The sequence below is a fragment of the Zooshikella harenae genome (genome assembly GCF_018837975.1).
In the GTDB taxonomy this organism is placed as follows: domain Bacteria; phylum Pseudomonadota; class Gammaproteobacteria; order Pseudomonadales; family Zooshikellaceae; genus Zooshikella; species Zooshikella harenae.
Map to the genome: position 1 here is coordinate 1 of NZ_JAGSOY010000323.1, position 701 is coordinate 701.

Here is a 701-nt window from a genome sequence, read left to right on the forward strand (position 1 = left end):
AAGGGCAAACCCATATTGACGGTGTCAAAGAAGTGGAACGCTTGGAACGGTTATACGCACTGGGGGCTATTACCTTCGAAGAAATTTGCATGATGCTGGGTAAGGATTACCAGGAAGTGCTGGAGCAACGGCAACGGGAGGCAAATGAGTTTGCCTCCTATGGGGTTATTCCGTTTCACTCAAATGTTTCAAGTAGCGAATAGCTGAATCTTGATCTTGAATGAAAATTTTCAGAGCGCTGGTTTCTTCTTTAATGCTAGGTTGTGTATAAACAGCCTTATTATCAACGATGAGTGTAATTTGCTGTTTAGGTGGTGATGACTTTATTCCCAAGACAGACCGTAATGTGGCTTTACTTACTTGTTCTTTATTGATGTAGGTAATGAGCTCTTTATTTAAATGTTTTTCTGTGAATTGGCCTAATGCTAGAGAAGCTTTTTTATCAAAGGTTAAATTTAAAGCATATGCTTTATTGAGAGAGTCATAACTGAGTGAGGCGGATACTTGTGAAAAGGGAATTTTTAAAGATTCTTTAGCCGACGTACTAAACACTAAATCTGCTTTAGTATTGAAAGAAAAAATGAGTACGATAAGACCAAGTAAGTACTTTAGTTGCATATAGACACCTTATTCACCTAAGTAAAAGCCATCCTACACAACTGCTGAATGAAATTCACATGATAATTGATGAACTGTTAAAC

At 37.5% G+C, this 701-nt stretch carries 1 protein-coding gene and 1 pseudogene; one reads left to right on the forward strand and one right to left on the reverse strand.

Translation table 11 applies throughout. The annotated features are described in order from the left end of the window. Positions 1-203, forward strand: a pseudogene (locus tag KCG35_RS25920) (hypothetical protein); the annotation flags it as partial. Here KCG35_RS25920 and KCG35_RS25925 read toward each other — a convergent pair. Beyond that, positions 166-618 carry a hypothetical protein gene (locus KCG35_RS25925; protein ID WP_215822798.1) on the reverse strand — a complete coding sequence of 151 codons (453 nt, stop codon included), beginning with the start codon at positions 616-618 and terminating at the stop codon, positions 166-168. The pseudogene KCG35_RS25920 and the gene KCG35_RS25925 sit on opposite strands and share 38 nt — an antisense overlap. Positions 619-701 lie beyond the last annotated feature (83 nt).

Bases quoted from the DNA above. Each gene is read 5' to 3' on its own strand.
- KCG35_RS25925 (WP_215822798.1), bottom strand. From the start codon at position 618: ATGCAACTAAAGTACTTACTTGGTCTTATCGTACTCATTTTTTCTTTC.